Annotated in this window: 15 protein-coding genes and 1 pseudogene; 10 read left to right on the forward strand and 6 right to left on the reverse strand. The window is 71.4% G+C overall.

Annotated features, from left to right (window positions below):
* Entirely contained in the window at positions 1 to 930 is a 930-nt protein-coding gene (locus tag ABZY45_RS34460) for a LysR family transcriptional regulator (protein WP_356746195.1), read from the forward strand.
* An 8-nt stretch (positions 931 to 938) separates the two neighbouring features.
* On the opposite strand, the gene ABZY45_RS34465 is transcribed toward ABZY45_RS34460, so the two are convergent.
* From ABZY45_RS34465 to ABZY45_RS34480, 4 genes are all read right to left on the reverse strand, one after another.
* Entirely contained in the window at positions 939 to 1,427 is a 489-nt protein-coding gene (locus tag ABZY45_RS34465; RefSeq protein WP_356746196.1) for a pyridoxamine 5'-phosphate oxidase family protein, read from the reverse strand.
* 87 nt (positions 1,428 to 1,514) lie between these two features.
* Entirely contained in the window at positions 1,515 to 1,970 is a 456-nt protein-coding gene (locus ABZY45_RS34470; protein ID WP_356746197.1) for a Rieske (2Fe-2S) protein, read from the reverse strand.
* Between the two features lie 62 nt (positions 1,971 to 2,032).
* On the reverse strand, positions 2,033 to 3,304 hold the full coding sequence (locus ABZY45_RS34475) for an SGNH/GDSL hydrolase family protein (RefSeq protein WP_356746198.1): 1,272 nt from the start codon (positions 3,302 to 3,304) through the stop codon (positions 2,033 to 2,035).
* 420 nt (positions 3,305 to 3,724) lie between these two features.
* Positions 3,725 to 4,810, reverse strand: coding sequence for an ArsR family transcriptional regulator (locus tag ABZY45_RS34480; RefSeq protein WP_356746199.1), 1,086 nt, complete (start codon positions 4,808 to 4,810; stop codon positions 3,725 to 3,727).
* Positions 4,811 to 5,648: 838 nt separating this feature from the next.
* Between ABZY45_RS34480 and ABZY45_RS34485 the strand changes: the two genes are divergently transcribed.
* The 3 genes from ABZY45_RS34485 to ABZY45_RS34495 all read left to right on the forward strand — a co-directional run bounded on the left by ABZY45_RS34485 (position 5,649) and on the right by ABZY45_RS34495 (position 7,782).
* Positions 5,649 to 5,987: a hypothetical protein gene (locus ABZY45_RS34485; protein WP_356746200.1), complete on the forward strand. Its 339-nt coding sequence runs from the start codon at positions 5,649 to 5,651 to the stop codon at positions 5,985 to 5,987.
* 233 nt (positions 5,988 to 6,220) lie between these two features.
* A complete protein-coding gene (locus ABZY45_RS34490) occupies positions 6,221 to 6,670 on the forward strand; it encodes a universal stress protein (protein ID WP_356746201.1) in 450 nt (149 codons plus the stop codon).
* 50 nt (positions 6,671 to 6,720) lie between these two features.
* Entirely contained in the window at positions 6,721 to 7,782 is a 1,062-nt protein-coding gene (locus tag ABZY45_RS34495; protein WP_356746209.1) for an adenylate/guanylate cyclase domain-containing protein, read from the forward strand.
* 171 nt (positions 7,783 to 7,953) lie between these two features.
* Here the strand turns inward: ABZY45_RS34495 and ABZY45_RS34500 are convergent, their stop codons facing one another.
* Positions 7,954 to 8,328: a VOC family protein gene (locus ABZY45_RS34500; RefSeq protein ID WP_356746202.1), complete on the reverse strand. Its 375-nt coding sequence runs from the start codon at positions 8,326 to 8,328 to the stop codon at positions 7,954 to 7,956.
* A gap of 254 nt (positions 8,329 to 8,582) precedes the next feature.
* On the opposite strand from ABZY45_RS34500, the gene ABZY45_RS34505 reads away from it, so the two are divergent.
* Entirely contained in the window at positions 8,583 to 9,086 is a 504-nt protein-coding gene (locus ABZY45_RS34505; protein ID WP_356746203.1) for a DinB family protein, read from the forward strand.
* Positions 9,087 to 9,464: 378 nt separating this feature from the next.
* On the opposite strand, the pseudogene ABZY45_RS34510 reads toward ABZY45_RS34505, so the two are convergent.
* Positions 9,465 to 9,588, reverse strand: a pseudogene (locus tag ABZY45_RS34510) (DNA cytosine methyltransferase); the annotation flags it as partial.
* A 282-nt stretch (positions 9,589 to 9,870) separates the two neighbouring features.
* Here ABZY45_RS34510 and ABZY45_RS34515 point away from each other — a divergent pair.
* The 5 genes from ABZY45_RS34515 to ABZY45_RS34535 form a co-directional block, all read left to right on the forward strand.
* Positions 9,871 to 11,430, forward strand: coding sequence for an AMP-binding protein (locus ABZY45_RS34515; RefSeq protein ID WP_356746204.1), 1,560 nt, complete (start codon positions 9,871 to 9,873; stop codon positions 11,428 to 11,430).
* A complete protein-coding gene (locus ABZY45_RS34520) occupies positions 11,427 to 12,680 on the forward strand; it encodes a type III PLP-dependent enzyme (RefSeq protein WP_356746205.1) in 1,254 nt (417 codons plus the stop codon). The genes ABZY45_RS34515 and ABZY45_RS34520 overlap by 4 nt, the downstream gene beginning before the upstream one ends.
* Positions 12,673 to 13,185, forward strand: coding sequence for a cobalamin-dependent protein (locus ABZY45_RS34525; RefSeq protein WP_356746206.1), 513 nt, complete (start codon positions 12,673 to 12,675; stop codon positions 13,183 to 13,185). Before ABZY45_RS34520 ends, ABZY45_RS34525 begins: the two co-directional genes overlap by 8 nt.
* A 38-nt stretch (positions 13,186 to 13,223) precedes the next feature.
* Positions 13,224 to 14,525: a methylaspartate mutase gene (locus ABZY45_RS34530; RefSeq protein WP_356746210.1), complete on the forward strand. Its 1,302-nt coding sequence runs from the start codon at positions 13,224 to 13,226 to the stop codon at positions 14,523 to 14,525.
* Between the two features lie 502 nt (positions 14,526 to 15,027).
* Positions 15,028 to 19,580: beta-ketoacyl synthase N-terminal-like domain-containing protein (locus ABZY45_RS34535; RefSeq protein WP_356746207.1), on the forward strand; the 4,553-nt coding region annotated here is incomplete at its 3' end.

A 19,580-nucleotide genomic window follows, 5' to 3' on the forward strand; every position in this document is an offset into this window, starting at 1 on the left:
ATGTTGAATCTGGAGCGCCTGCGCACGCTGGATGCCCTGGCCCGGCACGGTTCCGTGAGCGCGGCTGCCGACGGGCTCCACGTCACGACCTCGGCCGTCTCCCAGCAGATGTCCAAACTGGAACGCGAGGTCGGTCAGCAGCTGCTGGCCAGGAACGGCCGGGGGATCCGCCTCACCGATGCCGGGCGGCTCCTCGCGGACCACGCCGCGAAGATCCTCTCCCAGGTGCAGATCGCGCAGTCCGACATCGAGGCGCAGCGCGGCCAGGTGGTGGGCGAGGTCAGGCTCGCGGCCTTCCCGACAGCCGCCCGGGGGCTGTTCCCCGCCGCGCTGACCACCCTCCGCGCGGAGCACCCCGAGCTCAAGGTGCGCTCCACGGAGCTGGAGCCGGAGATGGGCATCCGCGCGGTGCTGCGCGGCGACACCGACCTCGCCGTCGTGCTGGAGTGGAGCAACAAACGTCTTCCGACCCCCGGCGGCCTCGCCAAGGCCGAACTCCTCGAGGACGCACCGGACATCGCCATGCCCGCCGGTCATCCCCTGGCCGCCCGGGCCGAGGTGGACCTGGAGGACTTCGCCGACGACGACTGGGTCTCCTGGCCTGAGGGCGAATTCTGTTACGACTGGCTGATGTTCACCTTGCGGTCCAAGGGCATCGAACCTCGCATCGCGCACCTCGCCGGCGAGCACCACACTCAGCTCGCCCTGATCGCAGCGGGCTTCGGCGTCTGCGTGGCGCCGCGGCTGGGGCGCGGACCGGTGCCCGACGGGGTCCGGCTGGTGCCCGTACGCCAGCGGATGCGGCGTCATGTGCACGCGGTGTGGCGGACGGACGCGGACCGGCGGCCCTCGATCCGGGCGGCCGTGGCCGCCCTGCGCGCAGCCGGGAGGTCCCTGCACGAGCCGGTTCCTTCGGAGTCCTCCGGCTGACGCGGCTGTCAGCCCGGCTGAGCCTGGCCGTTCGGTGCGGACAGCTTGCGGAAGTCCCAGGACGTGACGGCCTCGGGGGTGAGCCGGAGCCAGCCGTGCCGCGCGTCGTGCGGCAACGAGTCCAGGCCGAAGTACTTCGACGCGAACAGACGCTCCGGCGCTTCGAGTTCGGGGAGGTGCTCGCCCGTGCGCGGAATCTCGCCGACGAAGGAGACCTCGCCCGACAGCTCCACGCCCCGCAGTTCGCCGTACTCCACGCCGTCGTCCACCACCACGGCGACCCGAGGGTCACGCCGCAGCTGGGACCAGCGCAGGCTACGGGTGAGGGAGTAGAGCCAGAGGGAGGTGCCGTCCCAGACGAACCAGAGCGCGCCGACATGGGGCCGGCCCTCGGGGGAGACCGTGGCAACCCGGCAGGTGCGCTGCACCTGGAGATAGGCGTCCCGTTCCGCGTCGGTCATCATGATCCGACGGCCACGGCGCTGGGCAACGCTCACGGGACGCCCCTCTCGTGCGGTTCGGCCGGTTCCCGGAATCATGGATGCTTCGCAGCGATCACGCAACGGTCCCGGCCCTGCCCGCTCTCACACCAGCGTGATGGAATCACCCTCCACCCGGATCTGCTTCTCCGGCAGCGGCATGGTCGCGGGGCCACCCGTCGCCTCACCGGTCGCCGCGTCGAACGTACTGTTGTGACAGGGGCAGTTGATGACGCCGTCGGCGATCCCCTTCACCGCGCAGCCCTGGTGCGTGCACTTCGACGAGAACGCCTTGAACGTGCCGGCCGTGGGCTGCGTCACCACGACACCCTGGTCGGCGAAGACCACACCACCGCCCTCGGGGATGTCGGCCGTCCTCGCGAGCACCCCTCCACCGCCGTTCGCGCCGTCACCCTCATCGGCGGGCTGCACGGTGTCCGAGCCTTCCTGGTCCTGCGAGCCGCCGCACGCGGTGAGAGCGGCGGCCACGCCCACCGCGCCGACCGCCGCGACGACGGTGCGACGCCGGAAATGTGCCTGGCTCTCCTGCGATGCGCTCATGCCTGCTTTCCCTTCGTCGACTACGACCTCGGGTGAGGATACGGACCGGCGGGGCCGTGCGTTCAGAGGCGGACGGGCTTGCCGTCGCCCCGGCCGAGCAGCATGTCGAGGTCGACGGCATCGGCCATCGCGCGGGTACCGGCGTCACCGGGATGCAGACCGTCCCCGCTGTCGTAGGCCGGGTCCATCCGGTGCGGGTCCTCCGCCGAAGCGGTGGCCGCGGCGAAGTCGACCACGCCGTCGAACGCACCGGAGTGCCGGATCCAGTCGTTGACCGTGATCCAGGTGGCCTGGCGCTCCGGGGTCCAGACGAACGAACCCCGGAAGGGCAGCAGGGTGCCGCCGTACACCGGGACGCCCTGGGCGTGGACCTTGTCGATGAACGTCCGGTACCCGGCGATGATGTCCTCGGCAGGGGCGTCGAAGCCGATGTCGTTGATGCCCTCCTGCAGGATGACGGCGCGCACTCCGCTCTGGCCGAGCGCGTCGCGTTCCACCCGTGAGACGCCTGACGGGCCGTAGTACGGTTCGCCGTCCCGGTCCGCGATCAGGCGGTTTCCTCCCAGGCCGGCGTTGACGACGGCGAGCGACGGGCCGTGCCTGCTCTGGAGCCGGCGCGCGAGGTGGTCCGGATAGCGCTGGTTGGCGTTGCCCGTGGTGCTCGCGGTGTCGGTGATGGAGTCGCCGAACGTCACCACGGTGCCGGCCGTCCGGGCGCTCCCGCGTACGTCGACGCCGCTCACCAGCATCCAGCAGGGGGTGTCCGCGTAACGGGCGCCCGAGACGTCGAGGGTCTCGTCACCCTCGGCGAGGTAGTTGCCCTGGGCGGTGAACGGGTGGTTCGTCACCGGGCCTGTCGCCTCGTCCACGTGCACACTGACCAGCAGGCTGGACAGGGCCCGGAGCCGCATCGGCAGAGGGTCGCTGAAGAGGTCCCGGCCGGCCGGGACCGTCGCGGCGGCCCGGCCGGCGAACGTCAGCGTGCGCAAGGTGCCCGGCACGGCCGAAGCGCCTGACTCCTGGAGTGCGACGGTGACGTGACCGACGCTGAGCGGGCGCGTACCGAAGGTGTTGGCGAGCCGGACCCGGACGCGGTCACCGCCGGCGCTGACGAACAGGACGTTGCGGACCGTCCTGTTCTGCAAGCCGCTTCCGGCGGGGCAGTTGTTACCGGGGATCTCACTGCCGGCCACCTGGCTGGCGCCCCAGGCGGTGACCCACCTTCCACCTGAGGTGTGCGCGGCGGCGGGCTGCGGGACGCTGACGAGCGTCAGGGCGAGGGCGCTCATGGCCGCCAGGCAGAACCGTGCGGCGGCGGAGGTGCGTAATCGCATCGGGGGACTCCTTGGAGGGTGTCGGAGGGCGCGGCGGGGCCTCGGATGCGTTCTGGCAACGTTGTCATGTGGTGCGAGAGCGCCCGTTTGCGTTTGCTGTGATGAATGAGACCGGACCCGGGGCGGGCGCACAAGGTGCCGTTCGAGTCACCCGGGAGGGGCGTGGTTCCCCGTCGCCGACGCGAGGGCCCGGCGGCGTACGGTCGGCATCGATGGACCTCCGGTTGCGGGACGCAACGGTGGAGCCGCGTGACGTCGTCCAGCGGGCCCGGACGACGCGACGGCGTCCTGGTGGGCCGCAAGTCACGGCCTCCCGCTGGGCCCGCACGGACTCGGCCTGCCCGCGTGAGCCCACCGGGAAGACGGTCAGTCCGCCTCTGCCGGACGGCCGGTCGTCCTTGTACGCCGGTAGGCCGGTGATCATCGGCCAGTGCCAGTGCCAGTGCCAGTGCCAGTGCCCCTGCCCCCGGCTGCGCCCGGGGCGCGCTCGTCGGCCGTACGCATGGCCGCACGGAGCACGCCCGCCCCCACGTGAGTGAGCGTGTGCAGGACGGTCGGTCCGTTCCGGACGCTGGTGACGAGGCCGGCGTCGCGCAGCGCGGTGGCGTGCCTGCTGGCGGAGGATGCCGAGACACCGGCGGCGCGGGCGATCTCGCCGGTCGTGGCCCCCGAGGATGCGGCGTACAGGGCGACCGCCCGGGCGCGCCCGAGCAGGCTGGTCAAGGGCCGGCCGGGAGCGGCGAAGCCGTTCGCGTCACCCAGCCCCATGGTCCGGTGGTCGGGCTCGTGGAGCAGTGAGTACCAGAGCACGGGCGGCAGTTCGGGATCGGCGAAGGCGACTGGCTCGCCCCAGTTGAAGTAGGAAGGGACAAGGGTGATCCCGCGGCCGTTCAGATGCAGGTCCCGGTCCGCGGCCTGCGTCGGGTAGGCGGCCTCCAGCACGGGAGGCCGCCAGTGCATCATGGGGCCGAGACTCGCGAGCATGCCTTCCACTCCGCCGTCCAGGATCCCGCGGCAGCGCACGGCCCGCTCGGCCTCGATCCGCGCCTGCACCTGCTCCCCGAAGGGGGCGACGGCGGCCTCGTGGTAGGCGCGCAGCATGCCCACGAACTCCTTGCGCGCGTCCAGCCGGGCCAGTTGCCCGGCCCACGGCGGAGCTCCGACCGTCCGGTCGAGGACGGTCATCTCCTCCAGTACTCGCTGGGGAGGCGTGGCCAGGATCGACTCCAGCCCGGCCTCGAACCCGTCCCTGGCATGGACCGGAGTCAGAAAGTCCGGAAAATACGCCGCCCTGGGATACAGAGGCAGGAGGACGGACAGTACAAGTCGCTCCAGTCCTTTGTCGCGCAGCCTCTGCCGCGCCGTTCGATACCACCCTGCGTAGGCCCACCGGCCTTTCCTCGACTGCAGTCGGTGCAGGCTGGCAGCGATCTCCCACAGTGGATCGGGAGCGGCGGCAAGCCTGGTTCTGCCCAGGTCGGCGTCACTGAAATGAATGCGGAGCATCGCGTCTCCCCCGTAGAGCTCAGCTTTTTCTCTCAGTTACAACAGCATGGCCCAGCCCACGGTGTGGCGGCAATCGTGGAGGGTGCGGATCAAGTCTTTCTCCGCGTAACCGAATTCGGGATTCCGTTCGGCCTGGGCTCACGCATGCGGCATGGTGTCGAGGGGGCAGAGCTCCCGAAGGCCGGTCCGGCCGGCCCGCACGGCCGTGCGGGGGGGACCCGGGCCGTTCCCCTGCGCGGCCACCCCGAAGGGGCTGCGAGGTCGTTGTCCCCGCCCGTTGCCCACGGGAAGCGGGCCACCCGGGCTCAGCGCATTACCCTGATTCGGAGCCCACACATCAGGACGTGGTCGCCCGATGCCGCAATCCTTCGGAGGTCTTCGGCCGGGCATGGAAACCTTGGACGGGCGGCGCGTAATTCATTGCACGGGGAAAGGGGCGATCATTCGCCTCGGGCTCGTAGAACGGTCTTCCGAAAGGTGATCGCCTCGATGTTCCGGGACCATTGCTGCGAGGCCGAGCGCATCCTTCGCAACTTCCTGGCCTGCCCGCACGGCCTCATTTACGAGGGACGCAGTTACGAATGGGGCGAGGTCGACAGGGGTGCTCCCATCGATGTGGGAGAACGCGAACCCGGCCGGAGCGCGGCTTTCTCGATCCAGGAAATGCTGGGTACCCAGGACGAGCCGTCGGCCGCAATGCGTACCTCGATGGGGAAGCTCATTCGCCATCCGCAGTACGAACGGATGTCGGCCGTGCAGACGTGGCTGCTGTCGGCGGCCCGTGGATTGCCGCGTGTCCTCATGCCGTCCGTCCGACTCTCCGGGCAGCATCGACCGGATGAACCCCCCTGCGGATCCGGAGCGGACCCCGGACGGCCGATACGTGGTCATCAACCACCGCCGGTGGCGTGCGACGGATCCCGAGATTCCCGAAGACGTCGCCTCCCGCCTACGGCACCACCTCATGTCGGCGCGTCGCGCGGTGGCCGCCGCGCGACGCGCCGCCGACCCGGAAGCCGAGGGCCGGGCGCGGAATCAGGTCCACACCGCGAAGGTGGCCCTGGGCGAGCGGGGTACCCCCTGGTGGGAGCAGTCGCCGGACGAGCGCCGTGAACGCTGGGAGAGCGGGGTGCGTCAGCTCGATCGCGCGGAGCGGGAGGAGGGGCCCACCAGGTGAGACGTACGCCTTCCGGGCCGAGTCGAGCCTGCTGGGCGTGATTCCCAGGGTCGTGCGGCCGGGCCGCTGGGCGCGATTCTCGGGAACCGTCGGCACCCGCCGGTCGCTGTCCAATGACGGCGGTGCGGACACATGCTGCCCATACGCGCCGCCTCGTACGCCCCCTTGCCCTCCGCCCGCCGCCCCCTCTAGCTTACTCTGCGGTAAGTTTACTCTCTGGTAAGGAGGTTGTCGTGGCTGCCTACCGGACAGTCATGGTCGGCACGGACGGCTCGGAGTCGTCGTACTCCGCGGTCGAGGGGGCCGCAAGGCTCGCCGCCGCCTGTGGGGCCGAACTGGTCATCGCCTGCGCGTATTTACCAATGCGCGGTCCTGAACTCGCCCGCGCCCAGGACCAGTTGGGGGCAGAGGCATTTCAGGTCGTGGGCTCGGCGCCAGCCGAGGCGACTCTGCGTACGGCTGCGGAGCGCGCCCGTGCTCAGGGGGCGGACGCCATACGGTCGACCGCGGTGGAAGGCGAGCCGGTCCCTGCGCTCGTGACGCTCGCCCGGGAGTGTGCGGCAGACCTCGTGGTGGTCGGGAACAGGGGACTGCGCTCGCTCGCCGGCCGCATTCTCGGCTCCGTACCCGCGGACATCGCCAGAAGAGCGGGTATCGACGTGCTGATCGTGCACACCACGTGAGTGCGGCGGGGCAGGCGGACGGGGCGGCGGAGCCGCCCGGCGCCGACGAACTGCGGCGTACCGTCGAGGCCGTGCTGCTCGGAGGAGACCGCGTCTGGACGAGGCGGGACATCGGCGAGCGGTCCGGGGTGAGCCCCGAGCGCACGGTACAGATCTGGCGCGCGCTCGGGTTCCCGGTGGTGGACGACGACGCCCGGGTCTTCACCGACGCCGATGTCGACGCGCTGCGCGCGGGGGAACGGCTCGTCGCAGCGGGTCTCATCACCGAGGAGAACGAGACGGCGATGGCGCGGGCCCTCGGGCATCATCTGTCCCGGCTCGCCGAATGGCAGGTGCACACGCTCTGGGCCTGGCTCAACCGCGAGTCCGGCTCCGCCACCGGTGGCGAGGCGCTGGTGGAACATGCCGCGGCTCTGCTGCCGGAGATGGAGCTGCTGCAACGGCATGTGTGGCGCCGCCATCTCGCCGCGAACGCGGGACGCGTACTCGCGGAGGGGGAGGAGGACGCCCGTACGGCACCGGGGCAGGGGGCGGCCCAGGGAGGCGGCGGGCCGGAACATGTCGCGGCCGGGGGGCCCTTCGCGCCGCGCGAGGCTGCCGACGTACGGGAGCGCGCGGTGGGCTTCACCGACATGGTCGGCTACACCCGGATGACGCGTGGTCTGGATGGCTCCGAACTGGTGCGGATCATCGACCGGTTCGAGAGTCTGACGGGTGACGTGGTCGCCGAAGGCGGGGGCCGGGTGGTGAAGACGATCGGCGACGAGGTCCTCTTCGTCTGCGAGTCCGCTCCCGAAGCGGCTGACACGGCCCTGGAACTCACTGCCCGGGCCGCGGCGGAACAGAGCTTGCCCCAGGTGCGGACAGGAGTCGCGCACGGCCCCATGCTGAGCCGCTTCGGCGACGTCTACGGGGCCACGGTCAACATCGCGGCCAGGCTCACCGCGGTCGCCCGCCCAGGCACGGTGCTGGTGGACACGGCGCTCGCGGGCGAACTGGCAGGCCTGGCCCGGTACGAACTCAAGGCGCTCCGTCCTGTGTCGGTGCGTGGGTACAGCAGACTGCGACCGGTGCTTCTGCGGTCGCGTGAGGGCCGTGGGGCGGCGTCGTAGCGGAAGGCACGGCCAGTGGGCAGGGGGCCCGCGCGCGGTCGGGCCGCAGCTCGTCACTCGACTCGCGCAGTGCTGTCCCTCTGCGTGTCGCTGCCGTGGGGCGCTTGCCCGCTGCCCTGTGCTGCCTGCCTGCCTGCCTGCGGCGGCGGAGCTGTCGGCCCGCTCGGCCGGTCAGGCGCCCGGGAGGAAGAGGCAGAACGGGTGGCCGTGGGGGTCGCGGAGCACGCGGACGTCCTCCTGCGGCTGGTACGCCTCCAGCGTCGCCCCCAGAGCACAGGCGCGCGCGGTCTCGGTGCCCAGGTCGTCGACTTCCACATCCAGATGCGCCTGCATCTGCTGGGTGCCCGGCGCCTGCGGCCACACCGGGGGAGTGTGGTCCGTCTCCAACTGGAAACTGAGGCCGGGCCGTTCGTGTTCGGGAGCCCGCAACCGGACCCACTCCGGAGACCGCTCGACCTCCTGCCAGCCCAGCAGCGCACGGTAGAAGTCGGCCAGCGCGGGCGGATCGGGTGTGCCGAGGACAAAGGCTCCGAGCGATGTCGTCATGACCCCACTGTGCCCTGCCGCTCCGCCGCCATGCATCCTGGCGCGGCGGGGCGCTGGCCTGAGGGAGGCTGCCGCACCCGATTCGACGCGGCCCGGCCCTCACCGGACGCCTCTCCGGCAGCGCACTAGAGTCAACGCGCAGCCCGCGCCGGACGGGAGGCGCCGAGCTGCTGCCCGAAGCTTGAGGCCCCGGACGTGCAAGGGATGACGGGAAATGGCTGTTGAGGCAGGAACCGATCATCTACGTTTCCGCCATGACGACTTCGGAGCCCCGCACCGACCTCCGGCCGCCCGGCCTGAACGCCGACGAGAAGACCACTTTGCTGACCTTCCTCGACTACCTCCGCGAGGCCGTCCTCGCGAAGGCGGACGGCGCCCCGGAGCCCGCGGTCCGTACGGCCGGCGTCCCTTCCGGGACCAGCCTGCTCCGACTGATCAAGCACCTGACCGCCGTAGAGCTCAACTGGTTCGTCTGGGCCTACGCGGGCGCCGGCCGCGAGCGCTGGGACGACGAGGGTGTGGTGTCTGCCGATGACACCGTGTCGGACCTGGCCGACGCCTATCGTGAGGCGATCGCCCGCGCCAACGAGGTCGCTCTCGCCTGCACCGATCTGGACCGCCCCGGCGCACGCTCCCTTCGCGAGACCGCGCCTCCGTCGATGCGCTGGGTGCTGGTCCACATGATCGAGGAGACCGCCCGGCACGCTGGGCATGCGGACATCCTCCGCGAGCAGATCGACGGCTCGGTCGGACGGTGACGCGCGCGCGTTCCGTAGGCCCGTGATCCACGGGCGGGTACCGGTTCGCTCGCCCGTGGGTCTCCGGATCCCCCTGAGGCCTTGACCGAGCGGTTCCCCGGGCTCGACGGCACGGCCCGGCACCCACAGATCTCCGGGGAGCGGCGCCGCACGGACTGAAGTTGTCCGCCGGATGGTCCTGCGCTGAGGCCGAGAGCGTCGGGCAGGCTTCGGCCGAGCCCCCGCCCCGTGCGTTGAACCGGGCACGTCGCTCGTAGTAACACTGCGCGCCGGCCGGGCCGAGAACAGTCAGGTGGTCGCAGGCGCTGAGGGTCGAAATGCCGGCGGTGGGGCGCTGCTCGTTGGATCACCTTCGGCCATCGGCCGCAGAGCGAAGCTGTCGCGGGCGCTCGTAAGGGTTTTGAGCGGTCCGGAGGGGAAAGGGGCCGGGGCCCCTGCCGGCGCACACCTTCGGCGCCGGCCCGTCGGGGTCTCCCCAACGGAGCGCCGTGCCCATGGACATCACTGCGCACGGCAGGCCCACCACGTGCGGATACGTGCCTTTCGACCGTCGTGATCCCCTCGTATTCGGTGCTTCACCGTGCTTCTTCGTGTGGCAGTCACCCAGGGGTGATTAAGGGCGGCTAGGGGTGTGGAGCGCGGCTCGAATATCTCTACGGTTTGCCCGTCGCCAGTTTTCGGGGCTATGAGACGGGGTCTGGAAATGGACAGCCATGCGCACGTGGGCGGCAGCCGGTCGGCGGGCACTGCCACGGATATCGAAAGTGCGGACGAGATACCAGCAGTGGGCGAAGCCGGGGAGACGGCCGGTTTCCCTGGTGGTGAATTCGTCCATGAACTGCTCGACAAAGCCGTAGCCGCCACCCCTCACGCTCCGGCTGTCCGGGACGCGGACGAGCGGTGGAGCTACGCAGAGCTGGACGAGGCGAGCCACGCCGTGGCCGTATGGCTGGAGCGGCGCGGTCTCGGTGCGGGGGACCGGCTCGTCGTCCAGCTGCCCACCGGCCGGGAACTCGCGGCGATGTTCTACGGCGCCTCCCGCCGCGGAGTCATCTTCGTGCCGCTCAACCCCGCGATGAAGCCGTTCCATCTGCGGTCCGTGGTGGCGAACTGTCGTCCGGCGCTGTTCGTCACGGATCACGACGGCGACGCCCGCGCGGGCGAACTCACCCTCCCCGCCGAGGGCGACGCCCCCGCCGGCCCGGTGCCCCGCACCACGTTCGAGGAGATCTGGCCGCAGATCGCCGCCCTGTGTGGCAACGGAGAGCGCGCAGCTCCCGTCCCGCTGCGGTCCGAGGACCCGGCAGCGCTCATCTACACCTCGGGCAGCACCGCCGCACCGAAGGCGGTGATCTGCCCGCACGCCCAGGTCACCTTCGCCACCCGGGCTCTGGTGAGCTCCCTCGGCTACCGCGCGGACGACGTGGTGTTCTGCCGCTTCCCGATGTCCTGGGACTACGGCCTGTACAAGGTCCTGATGAGCTGCGCCGTCGGCAGCGAGATCGTGCTCGCCGACCGCGCGGAGGACCTGCTCCTGCTGCGACGGATGCGCGAGGTCGGCGCGACCGTGGTGCCCACCGTGCCCTCCCTCGCCAGCATGATCATCAAGCTGGGGCGCCGAGCCGGTGGTCAGGTGCCCCCGGTCCGGATGTTCACCAACACCGGAGCCGCGTTGCCGTCCTCGGTGATCGCCGAGCTGCGGGAGCTCTTCCCCGGTACACGGGTCGTCCGGCAGTACGGCCAGACCGAGGCCAAGCGGATCACCGTGATGCCGCCCGAGGAGGACCAGGAGCGCCCCGACGCGGTCGGCCTGCCCCTGCCCGGCACCCGGGTGCTGATCCTGGACGAACAGGGCCGTCCGGTGCCGGTCGGCGAGACCGGCGAGATCGTGGCCGAGGGCGGCCACGTGATGCCCGGCTACTGGGGTGCCCCCGAACTGAGTGCACGGACCTTCCGGCGCGACGCGGAGTCCGGTCAACTGCGGCTGCACACCGGCGACTACGGCAGCCTCGACGCCGACGGCTACCTCTACTTCCGCGGCCGGCGTGACGACATGTTCAAGCGCAAGGGTTTCCGCATGAGCACGCTGGAGATCGAAGCCGCCGCCATGGACATCCCCGGTATCCGGGCCGCTGCCGCGGTCCCGCCCGGCGAGCGGCACGATCTCGCCCTCTTCGTGGAGACGGAACTCGACCCCAGGGTCGTCATCAAGGAACTCGCGGTCCGCCTGGAGCCGGCCAAGGTGCCGGCGATCTGCCGTGCGCTGGCCGAGTTCCCGCTGACCCAGCACGGCAAGAACGCCCGACAGGAACTGGCCAGGCTGCTCGACGGGAGAGAGAAGTGAACGCCCTCACCGGTCCGGATCCGGAGGATCTGGCCAAACGTTACGGCACCCCCCTGTACGTCTACGACCTGGAGAAGGTCCGGGCCGCCCGCCACGATCTCTTCCAGTCACTGCCGGAGGGTTTCGAGGTCTACTACGCCTTCAAGGCGAACCCGCACGTCGATCTCGTACGCGCCCTGCGCGAGGGCGACGGCCCCTCCTGCCGCGCCGAGATCAGCTCCACCGGCGAACTCGCCGCAGCTCTCGAAGCGGGCTACGCGGGTAGAGACGTCCTCTACACCGGGCCCGGCAAGACCCACGAGGAACTGCGTACCGCCCTGGCGAGCGGCGTACGGCTGTTCTCCGCCGAGTCGCTCGGCGACCTGCGGCACATCGGCGAGGCCGCCCGCGAGACCGGTGTGACCGCCGACTGCCTGCTGCGTATCAACAGCGCCACCGGGTCGGCCGGCACGGGCATCCGGATGACCGGCAAGCCCACCCAGTTCGGCATCGACAGCGAGACCGTCCCGGAGCTGGCGGAGCAGCTGCGGGACGTGCCGGGAACCGACATCGTCGGCCTGCACCTGTTCTCCCAGAGCAACGCGGCCGACGAGGAGGCGCTGCTCGGGGAGTTCCGGCACACCATCACCGCCGCGGCCCAGATCCAGGAACAACTGGGCGTGCCCCTGCGGCTGCTGGACATCGGCGGAGGCTTCTCCGTGCCATACGCCACGGCCGGCGAACGCGCCCGCTACCCGGGCCTGGCCGCCGGTCTCGCCGAGTCGCTGGACGAGGCGTTCCCCGCCTGGCGCGCGGACAGTCCCAAGGTCGCCGTCGAGTCCGGCCGTTACCTGGTCGGCGACAGCGGCACGCTGGTCGCGGGCGTCAGCAACGTGAAGGTCAGCCGCGGTCAGAAGTTCGTCATCCTGGACACCGGGATCAACAGCTTCGGTGGGATGTCGGGCCTCGGCCGGCTGCTGCCGGTCACGGTCCAGGTCGCCGTCGGCGCCGAGACCGAACGCGCCACCCTGGCAGGGCCTCTGTGCACCCCCGGTGATCTTCTCGGCCGGCAGGTCGAGGTACCGCTGCTCACCGAGGGCGACGTCGTCACCGTGCCCAACGCGGGCGCCTACGGGCCGACCGCCAGCCTGCTGATGTTCCTGGGACGCCCGGCGCCCACCGAAGTCGTGCTCGACCGGGACGGGGTGGTCTCGGTGACGCGCATCGAACATGTCCGCCGCAGCCGCGCAGAGGAGCCGACGGATGTCTGAGGGGGCGGCGGTGGCCCCCGCCGAACGCACACTGCCCGCGCAGGGAGGCAAGGGCACCGTCGTCGTCACCACGGTCGCCTCCGACTCCCACACCTGGAACCTGGTCTACCTCCAGCTGCTCATCGAGGAACTCGGCTACCGGGTGATCAACCTGGGCCCGTGCGTGCCCGACGACCTGCTGGTGCGTGAGTGCCTGGAGACCGCCCCGGACCTGCTGGTCGTCAGCTCGGTCAACGGCCACGGTCATCAGGAGGGGATGCGGATGATCCGCCGGCTGCGCGAGCAGCCCGAACTCGCCGCGACCCCCGCCGTCATCGGCGGCAAGCTCGGCATCACCGACGAGGCCGACGCGCTCTCCGAGCAGCTCTCGGAGGCCGGTTTCGACGCCGTGTTCCCCGACGACGCCGACCCGGTGATCGCCTTCCGCTCCTTCGTCGAGGTCCTGGAGAGCTCCGCCCGGACCGCCGGGAACCGGGCCCTGCCCGGGCCCCGGATCACCGCGTGAAGCCAGCCCGGCGGCCGACGCGCTCCCGCCCCGTGCCGATGGGACAGTCCGGCCGGCAGTCCGCCGACTTCGGTGCCTTCGTACGGGAGCACGGGGCGGGCGGCCGGCTCGTGGTGCAGCCCCGCATGGGGTTCGGCGACCCGGCCCGCATGCGGGCCGGGCTCCTCGCCACCCGCCGCGCCGACGCCCACACCGTGGGCACCATCACCCTGGACAGCCACACCCGCGTCGGACATCTGCAGGCCGTCGAGGAGGCGCTGCGCGCCGGCTTCGACCTCAACGGCTACCCGGTGGTCAGCCACCCCGCCGAGACGACCGAACGCGTCCTGGACGGCATCCGCGGCCCTGACTTCCCCGTACAGGTACGGCACGGCTCCGCCCTTCCCCGGGACATCTTCGCCGCCATCGCCGCTCTCGGCCTGACCGCCACCGAGGGCGGCCCCGTCTCCTACTGCCTCCCCTACGGGCGCACCCCGCTCGCCGAGGCGGTCCGGGAATGGACCGAGTGCAGCGAACTGTTCGCCGAACTCAGCGGCAGCGGCGCCGAACCGCACATCGAGACGTTCGGCGGATGCATGCTGGGCCAGCTCTGCCCACCCAGCCAACTGGTCGCCCTCAGCCTCCTGGAGGCGATGTTCTTCGTCCAGCACGGGGTACGCAGCGTCTCCCTCAGCTACGCCCAGCAGACCCATCTCGGCCAGGACCAGGAAGCGGTCGCCGCACTGCGCCGCCTGTGCCGGGAGCACCTGCGCACCGACGACTGGCACGTGGTCGTGTACGCCTACATGGGGGTCTACCCGCAGACCGACGGCGGCGCGCTGCGGCTGCTCGGCCAGGCCGCCGAACTCGCCGTCAGCACGGGCAGCGAACGCCTCATCGTGAAGACCGTCGCGGAAGCCCGGCGCATCCCCACGATCCTCGAGAACGTCCAGGCGCTCGAGTACGCCGCCGACGTGGCCGAACGCATCCCGCGGCCCCCTGTCGGCCCCGGCCCGCCGGCGGAGGCCGACTCCCAGACGTACCAGGAGGCCCGGGCCTTGGTGGAAGCGGTGCTGTGCCTCCACCCCGACATCGGAACCGCCCTGATGCGCGCCTTCCAGCACGGCTACCTCGACATCCCCTACTGCGTGCACCCCGACAACTGCGGTCGCACGCGCAGCTACCTGGACAGCGGAGGCCGACTGCGCTGGGCGGACATCGGATCCCTGCCGCTGGGACACCTGGTGACCGGTCTGCGTACGGGACGTGTCACGGCGCCGGGGCTGCTCGGCGATCTCTCCTACGTACGCAGCACCTTCGACGCATCTGGCGTCGCGCCCGTTCTCCTCGACGGCACGTGACCGTCCAGGAGGGCAGCAGGCTGAGGGCCCGGGGCGATCCGATGCGGGAAATGCGGCCGTGCGTATGACGGCGGTCGCGATATCCGCGGGGCTCCGTCGCGCCCGGCAATGGCCCGCACCGCCGGAAGAGGCCCATTACCGGGCGCCACCCCCGGCAACCGGGGTCACTAGGGGTGTCAGCCGCAACCCCACCCCCTTACGTTGGCGATATCCGGTCGGAATATCCGGACCGGACCGTCGGTCACGGCAGCGATGGCAACTGCTTCGACAAATGATGTGACAGCAGATCTAGAACCGCCATGACGAAGAACGAATCCGAAGACACGATTTCCGTAATGGCCGGCACACCGTAACAAGGCCGGGTGTAGGCATATTCGCGCGCCGTCGACCGCGCGCGAACCAGTGATGACCGTGGAGTGCGCTGATGACCGAGCCCGGTTCTTTTTCCTCTTCTTCCGACAAGGCGAATGCGTCACACGCCGAAGCGGGTGACCATTCCGAATTGGTCCGCCGGCTCGAGCCGCTTCCGGTCGCCGAGCAGACGCGCCAGCTGACCGACCTGATCTGCCGCGAAGCCGTGGCGGTGCTCCGGAGGCTGAGACCGGACGAGAAGCGGGTGGCTGTCGACGCGCGCCGCCCGTTCCGCGAACAGGGCCTGGACTCCCTCGGCCTGGTCGCCCTCCACACCGGGGTCAACACCGCGACAGGACTCGCCCTGCCGCCCACGGTCGGCTTCGACCATCCCACCCCCGCGCTCCTCGCCGAGCACCTGCGGACCGAGGCCCTCGGGCTGCCCGCCACCGCCGCTGCCCTCGACCACCCGGCCGCCCGCCCCGTGGACGACGACGACCCCATCGTCGTCATCGGCGTCGCCTGCCGTTTCCCCGGCGGCGTCACCAGCCCCGAACTGCTGTGGCAGCTGCTCCAGGAGGGCGGAGAGGTACTCGGCGAGTTCCCCCGCAACCGCGGCTGGGACGTCGACGGGCTGTACGACCCCGATCCCCAGGCGCAGGGCAAGAGCTACGTCAAGCACGGCGGCTTCCTCGCCGACGCCACCGACTTCGACGCGGACTTCTTCGGGATCAGCCCTCGCGAGGCGCTGGCCATGGACCCCCAGCAGCGGCTGATGATGGAGACCACCTGGGAGGTGCTGGAGCGCTCCGGCATCGACCCGCACCGCCTGCGCGGTACGCGCACCGGCGTCTTCGTCGGAGCCGAGGTCCATGAGTACGGCGTCCGTGTGCACGAGGCCCCTGACGGCCTCGACGGCTATCTGATGACCGGAAACGCCCCCAGCCTGGCGTCAGGGCGCGTCGCCTACACCTTCGGGTTCGAAGGCCCGGCGATCACCGTCGACACCGCCTGCTCCGGTTCCATCGTCTCCCTGCACCTCGCCGCACAGGCACTGCGCCGCGACGAGTGCTCCCTCGCCATCGTCGGCGGCGTCACCGTGATGGGCAGCCCCGGCATGTTCACCGCGTTCAGCCGCCAGCGCGGACTGGCCCCCGACGGGCGCGTCAAGGCCTTCGCCTCCGCCGCCGACGGCACCGGCTTCTCCGAAGGCATCGGCCTGCTGGCCGTCGAGCGGCTCTCCGACGCCCGCCGCCACGGCCACCAGGTACTCGCCGTCGTCCGCGCGACCGCGGTCAACCAGGACGGCGCCAGCAACGGCCTCACCGCGCCCAACGGCCTGTCGCAGCAGCGGCTGATCCGCGACGCCCTGGCCACCGCCGGACTGACCGCCGCCGACGTCGACGCCGTCGACGCGCACGGCACCGGCACCACCCTCGGAGACCCGATCGAGGCCCAGGCGATCATCGCCACGTACGGGCAGGGGCGCCAGGAGGGCAGCCCGCTGTGGCTGGGCTCGGTCAAGTCCAACCTCGGCCACACCCAGGCCGCGGGTGGCGTGGCGAGCATCATCAAGATGATCCTCGCGATGCGGCACGAGGTGCTTCCCAAGACGCTCCACGTCGACGAGCCGTCCCCGCACATCCGCTGGGAAGCGGGCGACGTCCGGCTGCTCACCGAACCGGTGGAGTGGCGCACCGGCGAACGCCCCCGCCGCGCCGGTGTCTCCGCGTTCGGTATCAGCGGCACCAACGCCCACGTCATCCTGGAGGAACCCGCTGACGAGGAGACCGCTGACGAGGAGGCCACTGCGGCTCTCGACTCCGGCTCCGCGGAAACCACCGGCGCCGCCACCGACAGCAACCGCGAGGACGCCCCCGGCACCGACGCGCCGGAGACCGCCCCCGGGCTGCTTCCGCTGTCGCTCTCCGCCCACAGCGAGCCCGCGCTGCGCGCCCAGGCCGGCCAGCTCCGCACGCACCTCGACGCGCACCCCGGCACTCCGCTGCCGCACCTCGGACACTCCCTGGCGACCACGCGTGCCGCGCTCAGCCTCAGGGCCGTCGTCACCGTCAGCGACCACGCCGGGCTCGACAGCGCGCTGCGCGCCCTCGCCGAGAACACCGACCACCCCGACGTGGTGCGTGGCGAACCCGCCACCGGCCGGCTCGCGTTCCTCTTCACCGGCCAGGGCAGCCAGCGCGCCGCCATGGGACGTGAACTGTACGAGCGGTACCCGGTGTTCGCCGACGCCCTGGACGAGGCCATCGGCCATCTCGACGTCCAGCTGGAGAAGTCCCTCTGGGACATCCTCTTCGCCGACGAGGGCACCGAGGACGCCGCCCTGCTGAACCAGACCCAGTACGCCCAGACCGGTCTCTTCGCGCTGGAGACCGCGCTGTTCCGGCTGCTGGAGTCCTGGGGCGTACGGCCCGACTACCTCGCCGGGCACTCCCTGGGCGAGCTGTCCGCCGCGCACGCCGCCGGTGTCCTCTCCCTGGAGGACGCCGCGACCCTGGTCGCCGCGCGGGCTCGTCTGATGCAGGAACTGCCCGCGGGCGGGGCCATGGTCGCGGTCCAGGCCACCGAGGCGGCGGTCGTCGCGGCCCTGGCGGACGGCGACGGCACGGTGTCCCTCGCCGCCGTCAACGGCCCGAACTCCGTCGTCGTCTCCGGCGCCGAGCAGGCCACCCTCGCCCTGGCCGAGCGCCTTGCCGCAGGGGGTGCCAAGACCAAGCGGCTGCGCGTCTCCCACGCCTTCCACTCGCCCCTCATGGAACCGATGCTGGACGAGTTCCGGGAGATCGCGCGACTGCTGGAGTACCGCGCACCCCTCGTTCCCGTCGTCTCCAACGTCACGGGCGAGATCGCCACCAGCGCCGAACTCTGCGACCCCGAGTACTGGGTGGGCCACGTCCGCAGGGCCGTCCGCTTCGCCGACGGAATCGACACCCTCGCCGCCGCCGGGGTCACCACCTTCCTGGAGCTGGGCCCTGACGCCGTACTCACCGCCATGGCGCAGGAAGCACTGACCGACGCCGGTGACACCACGTCCGCCGACGACGCGCCCGCCTTCCACTGCGTGCTGCGCCGCGGCCACGACGAGCAGCGGGAACTGCTCACCGCGCTCGGCGCCGTCCACGTCCGCGGCTTCGACGTGGAGTGGGGCGCCGCCTGCGCACCGGACGGCGCACCCCGCGTGGAGCTGCCCACGTACGCCTTCCAGCGCCGGCGCTACTGGCTCACCCGTGGCATCACCGACTCCGGCGACCCCACGGGCCTCGGTCAGGTGGCCGCCCGCCACCCGCTGCTCGGCGCCGTAATCAGCCGCGCGGGCGAGGACGGCATCATCCTCACCGGCCGCGTCTCGCTGCGCTCCCACCCCTGGCTCGCCGACCACGCCATCGCGGGCACGGTCCTGCTGCCCGGCACGGCCTTCGTCGAACTGGCCGTCCGTGCCGGTGATCAGGTGGGCTGCGACGCCATCGAGGAACTGACCCTCGCCGCCCCGCTCACGGTCCCCGCCGACGGCACCGGCGTCGCCCTGCAGATCCAGGTCGCCGCCCCCGACGGCGGCGGACGCCGCGCCATCACGTTCTTCTCGAGGCCCGAGGACGCCACCGACGACGAGCCGTGGTCCCAGCACGCCGACGGGCTGCTCGCCCCCCTCGGCGCCCCCGCCGCCGACCGTGCCGGTTTCGGTCTCGCCGAGTGGCCCCCGAGCGGCGCCGAGCCCGTCGACCTCACCGGTCTCTATGAGGACATGGCCACGAAGGGCTACGGCTACGGCCCGACCTTCCAAGGTCTCCGCGCGGTCTGGCGCCACAACGGCGAGGTCTATGCCGAGGTCGTCCTTCCCGAGGGCGCCCACGGTGACGCCGGCGCATTCGCGCTCCACCCCGCGCTGCTCGACGCGGCCCTGCACGCCACCGACTTCACCGGGGACGGAACCGCGGACGACGTCACCCGTCTGCCCTTCGCCTGGCACGGCGTGACGCTGTACGCCACCGGTGCGTCCGCCGTGCGGGTCCGTATCGCCGCCACCGGGACCGACTCCGTCCTGCTGCATCTGGCCGACAGCACGGGCGCACCCGTGGCCGTCGTCGACGGCTATCTTGTGCGTGCCGTCGACACCGCGCGGCTCGCCGCCGCCACGCGCACCGACACCCTGAAGCGCATCAACTGGGTGGAGACGAGCGCTGGTTCACACGCCGACGTACAGAACTGGGCGATCGCCGGAGCGGACCCGCTGGGGCTGGCCGACACCCTCGGCGTTCCCGTCCACCCCGGACTCACCGAGCTCGGCGATGCGGCCGACGGCGGCGCGACCGTGCCGGACGTCATCCTGATCACCCACCGTACGCAGGCCACGGCCACCCACGCGGACCCGCCGGCGGCCACGCGTACGGCCCTCGTCCAGCTCCTCGGCACCGTCAAGAGCTTCCTCACCGACGAGCGGTTCGCCGACTCGCGGCTGGTGCTGCTCACTCAGGGCGCCGTCGCCGCCACGGATGACGACACCCCGCCCGCCCTCGACACCGCCCCCTTGTGGGGTCTGGTGCGGGCTGCTGAGGCGGAGAACCCCGGCCGGTTCGTGCTGGTGGACCGAGACGGTGCCGATGCGTCGGCTGCCGTGCTGTCTGCGGCGCTGGGGACGGGTGAGCCTGAGCTGGCGTTGCGTGGTGGTTCGGTGTTGGTGCCGCG

The sequence above is a fragment of the Streptomyces sp. NPDC006516 genome (genome assembly GCF_040611875.1).
Classification (GTDB): Bacteria; Actinomycetota; Actinomycetes; order Streptomycetales; family Streptomycetaceae; genus Streptomyces.

Coding starts and splice junctions, on each gene's coding strand:
- ABZY45_RS34460 (WP_356746195.1), top strand. CDS start 1: ATGTTGAATCTGGAGCGCCTGCGCACGCTGGATGCCCTGGCCCGGCAC.
- ABZY45_RS34470 (WP_356746197.1), bottom strand. CDS start 1,970: ATGAGCGCATCGCAGGAGAGCCAGGCACATTTCCGGCGTCGCACCGTC.
- ABZY45_RS34475 (WP_356746198.1), bottom strand. CDS start 3,304: ATGCGATTACGCACCTCCGCCGCCGCACGGTTCTGCCTGGCGGCCATG.
- ABZY45_RS34480 (WP_356746199.1), bottom strand. CDS start 4,810: ATGCTCCGCATTCATTTCAGTGACGCCGACCTGGGCAGAACCAGGCTT.
- ABZY45_RS34485 (WP_356746200.1), top strand. CDS start 5,649: ATGAACCCCCCTGCGGATCCGGAGCGGACCCCGGACGGCCGATACGTG.
- ABZY45_RS34500 (WP_356746202.1), bottom strand. CDS start 8,328: ATGACGACATCGCTCGGAGCCTTTGTCCTCGGCACACCCGATCCGCCC.
- ABZY45_RS34505 (WP_356746203.1), top strand. CDS start 8,583: ATGACGACTTCGGAGCCCCGCACCGACCTCCGGCCGCCCGGCCTGAAC.
- ABZY45_RS34525 (WP_356746206.1), top strand. CDS start 12,673: ATGTCTGAGGGGGCGGCGGTGGCCCCCGCCGAACGCACACTGCCCGCG.
- ABZY45_RS34530 (WP_356746210.1), top strand. CDS start 13,224: ATGGGACAGTCCGGCCGGCAGTCCGCCGACTTCGGTGCCTTCGTACGG.